The sequence below is a fragment of the Polaromonas sp. P1_G2 genome (assembly GCF_056405515.1).
In genome coordinates this window covers 1-3833 of sequence record NZ_JBFUBY010000362.1, presented here as the reverse complement: position 1 = coordinate 3833, position 3833 = coordinate 1, and the positions used below count along the sequence as shown (strand labels likewise).

The following is a 3833-nucleotide window of genomic DNA, read 5'->3' as shown; positions in this document are numbered from 1 at the left end:
GCTCCAGCCCTTTATTTTCTTGCGTCGGCAGTGATTGATTCGATAGTCTCAATACCGCCTGGCCTGAAAATCAGGCGGCCAGCTTGGCTTTCACCTGTTCAACGATGGCGCCGAAAGCAGCGCTGTCATGGATGGCCATGTCGGACAGAACCTTGCGGTCGATCTCGATGCCGGCTTTCTTCAGGCCGTTGGCAAACTGGCTGTAGGTCAGGCCGAATGAACGGCTTGCAGCATTGATACGGGCGATCCACAACTGGCGGAACACGCGTTTCTTGGTACGACGGTCACGGTAGGCATATTGCCCAGCCTTCATTACCGCTTCTTTGGCGATACGGAAGACGTTGCCGCGGCGGCCGCGGAAACCTTTTGCAAGGGTTAAAACTTTTTTGTGGCGGGCGCGAGCCGTTACACCACGTTTGACGCGAGGCATGTGTGTACTCCTTGTTCGTCGTTAATTAAATGCCTTGGCCTGGGAGCATCTGTGCCATGTGACCCATATTGGTCTCATGAACAGTCACACCCGGACGAACGCGGAAACGCTTTTTAGCGCCGCTCTTGGTCTTCATTTTGGGCATGTAAATGCTCCTTTTCATTTGTGCTCGTGAGGCGCTGCGAACCTTCCGCAGACTTGATGGCCCCGAGCCACTTGTAGTAGCGAGGTATGACCCTTGCCACCGCCGGCGAAGCCTTCCGGCATTCGCTGGTCGCGACGGCTTTGACCCCGTCACTTTCGAAAGAAAGGCTTGTCGCCTCCCTTCACTGGAAATGCCTTGCGGCATCCTCCTCAACGGCCCGCCGGATCGCTCCGGCAAGCCTGTGTTCTTCTAACTATCCTCAGGCCGCAGCCGAAGGCGCCGGTGCTGCCGCAGTTTCGGCTGCCGGCTTGCCACCGGGCTTCTTGCGGCCGGGCGCGATCATCATGACCATCTGCCTGCCTTCAAGCTTGGGGAACTGCTCCACCACAATCAAATCCGCCAACTCGTCGCGAATACGCGCCAGCAGGGCGAGGCCCAGTTCCTGGTGCGTGATTTCGCGGCCACGAAAGCGCAAGGTGATCTTGCACTTGTCGCCCTCTTCCAAAAAGCGCTTGATATTGCGCAATTTGATGWTGTAGTCCCCATCGTCAGTGCCGGGCCGGAATTTGACTTCCTTGATCTCGATCACTTTTTGCTTGGACTTCGCTTCCGCCGCCTTCTTCTGCTCGGCATACTTGAACTTGCCGTAATCCATCAACCTGCACACCGGCGGAACCGCCGTGGGGGAGATTTCAACAAGGTCCACGTCGGCCTCACCTGCCAGGCGCAATGCCTCCGCGATGCTGACAATGCCTAAAGGCTCGTTGTCTGGCCCGCTCAGACGTACTTCGGGGGCCATGATTTCACGGTTCAAGCGGTGCTTGCGTTCTTCACGGTGACGGCGGTCACGAAATTCAGTAGCGATGGTTCTATCCTTTAACTCTTGCTATAAAAGCTATAGCGGCTTGCGCCCGTCCTGCAAGGACGAGAAGCTTCAATGCCCACAAATTCGGAGGAATTCGTCAGCGATTCAGGCTTTTTGTGTGATGTCAGAAGCAATTTGCCGGGCAAATGCATCGAGGGGCATCACTCCAAGGTCTTTGTTACCCCGGGCGCGCACTGCTACGGATCCGGCTTCCTTCTCCTTGTCGCCTACGACCAGGATGTAAGGCAGCTTTTTCATCGAGTGCTCCCGTATTTTATACGTAATTTTCTCATTGCGCAGGTCCAGGTTGACCCTAAGCCCTTGATTTTGCAGCGTTTTGGCAACTTCCCGGGCATATTCGGCCTGGGAATCGGTGATATTGAGGACTGAAACCTGCTCGGGAGCCAGCCAGGTCGGCAACGCGCCGGCGTGCTCTTCGATCAAAATTCCGATAAAACGCTCCAGGCTGCCCACAATCGCGCGGTGCAGCATCACCGGCCGGTGACGGTTGCCGTCTTCGCCCACGTATTCGGCATCCAGTCGTTCCGGCATCGAAAAATCGACCTGCATGGTGCCGCACTGCCATTGGCGGCCGATGGCGTCCTTCAGCGTRTATTCGATCTTGGGGCCGTAAAACGCACCGTCGCCGGGAGCGATTTCAAACTCGCAACCGGACGCACGCAGGCTTTCCATCAGCGCGTGCTCGGCCTTGTCCCAGCTTTCGTCCGAGCCAATGCGCGCTTCGGGGCGCGTGGCTACCTTGTAGATGATGTTCTTGAAGCCGAAGTCGGTGTACACCTTCTGCAGCAAGGTCGTGTAGTCCACACATTCCTTGAGAATCTGGTCCTCTGTACAGAAAATATGGCCGTCGTCCTGCGTGAAACCGCGCACGCGCATGATGCCGTGCAGCCCACCCGAAGGTTCGTTGCGGTGGCACTGGCCGAATTCACCGTAGCGCAGCGGCAGGTCGCGGTAGCTCTTGATCCCCTGCTTGAAGATCAGGATGTGGCCGGGGCAGTTCATGGGCTTGAGCGCGTATTCGCGCTTTTCGCTCTCGGTCGTGAACATGTTGTCGCGATACTTGTCCCAGTGGCCGGTTTTTTCCCACAGCGTCTTGTCGATGATCTGCGGGCCTTTGACCTCCTGGTAGCCGTTGTCCTGGTAGACCTTGCGCATGTACTGCTCCACGCCCTGCCAAACCGTCCATCCCTTGGGGTGCCAAAACACCAGGCCGGGGGCATGGTCGTCGATGTGGAACAGGTCGAGCTCCTTGCCGAGCTTGCGGTGGTCGCGCTTTTCGGCCTCCTCCAGCATCGTCAGGTACTGCTGCAACTCGTCCTTGGTGGCCCAAGCCGTGCCGTAAACACGCTGCAGCATTTCATTGCGGTGGTCGCCGCGCCAGTAGGCGCCGGCCACTTTCATGAGCTTGAAGAACTTCAGCTTGCCCGTGCTCGGCACATGGGGCCCGCGGCACAGGTCTTCGAAGGCGCCTTCGCGATAGAGCGACACGTCTTCATTTGCGGGGATGCTGGCGATGATCTCGGCCTTGTAGTGTTCGCCGATGCTCTTGAAGTGCGCCACGGCCTCATCGCGCGGCAACACGCGGCGGGTCACCGGCTCATCCTTGGCGGCGAGTTCCGTCATGCGCTTTTCGATCGCTATCAGGTCCTCCGGCGTGAACGGGCGCTTGTAGGAGAAATCGTAGAAGAACCCGTTCTCGATCACCGGGCCAATGGTGACCTGCGCATCCGGGAACAGCTCCTTGACAGCGTAGGCCAGCAAATGGGCCGTCGAGTGGCGGATCATGTCCAGGCCGTCGGCATCCTTGGCGGTGATGATGGAGACCGCGCTGTCTTTGTCGATCAGGTAGCTGGTGTCCACCACCTTGCCGTCGACCTTGCCGCCCAGGGCGGCTTTTGCCAGGCCGGCACCTATCGAGGCGGCCACTTCGGCGACCGTAACAGCTTGCGGGTATTCGCGCTTGGAGGCGTCGGGGAGCGTGATCTGGATCATGGGATGAAATTTTTAGAGATAAAAATGGGAGCAACAAAAAAGCGCGGAACACGCCGCGCTTTGATGGGGGAAATTTGGATGAGAGCTATAAATTGTGTAGCTAACAATCACCAAGGGGAGCGGCCTAGCGCCCTGGATGACTCCAGAAAACGGACGAGGTCGTAGTTCGCGGTGTCATAACCCGAACGATCCTTCCTGTTTCCAGCTTGATTGATTGCATGCGCGTATTTTACGGCAGGTTGGCAAGACCCCGTCCGCGGCGCCCGTTCAGCGTTGCGCGAAACGCTATTGCGAGCCAGGCGGCAAAAAGCCCAAACCAAGGCAACGCGGGCATTCAGTGATGACGGTCTGCTTTTCGACTTCGAAATGCTCGTTGATAT

3 protein-coding genes are annotated in these 3833 nt (G+C 57.7%); all 3 read right to left on the bottom strand.

Translation table 11 applies throughout. The features are described from left to right. Positions 1 to 70: 70 nt before the first annotated feature. Positions 71 to 430: a 50S ribosomal protein L20 gene (rplT, locus tag AC1D0P_RS23545; protein ID WP_477654608.1), complete on the bottom strand. Its 360-nt coding sequence runs from the start codon at positions 428 to 430 to the stop codon at positions 71 to 73. Positions 431 to 834: 404 nt separating this feature from the next. Beyond that, positions 835 to 1440, bottom strand: a complete 606-nt coding sequence (gene infC / locus AC1D0P_RS23540; protein WP_477678955.1) for a translation initiation factor IF-3 — start codon at positions 1438 to 1440, stop codon at positions 835 to 837. Between the two features lie 105 nt (positions 1441 to 1545). Beyond that, positions 1546 to 3453, bottom strand: a complete 1908-nt coding sequence (gene thrS / locus AC1D0P_RS23535; protein WP_477678954.1) for a threonine--tRNA ligase — start codon at positions 3451 to 3453, stop codon at positions 1546 to 1548. Positions 3454 to 3833: the final 380 nt, after the last annotated feature.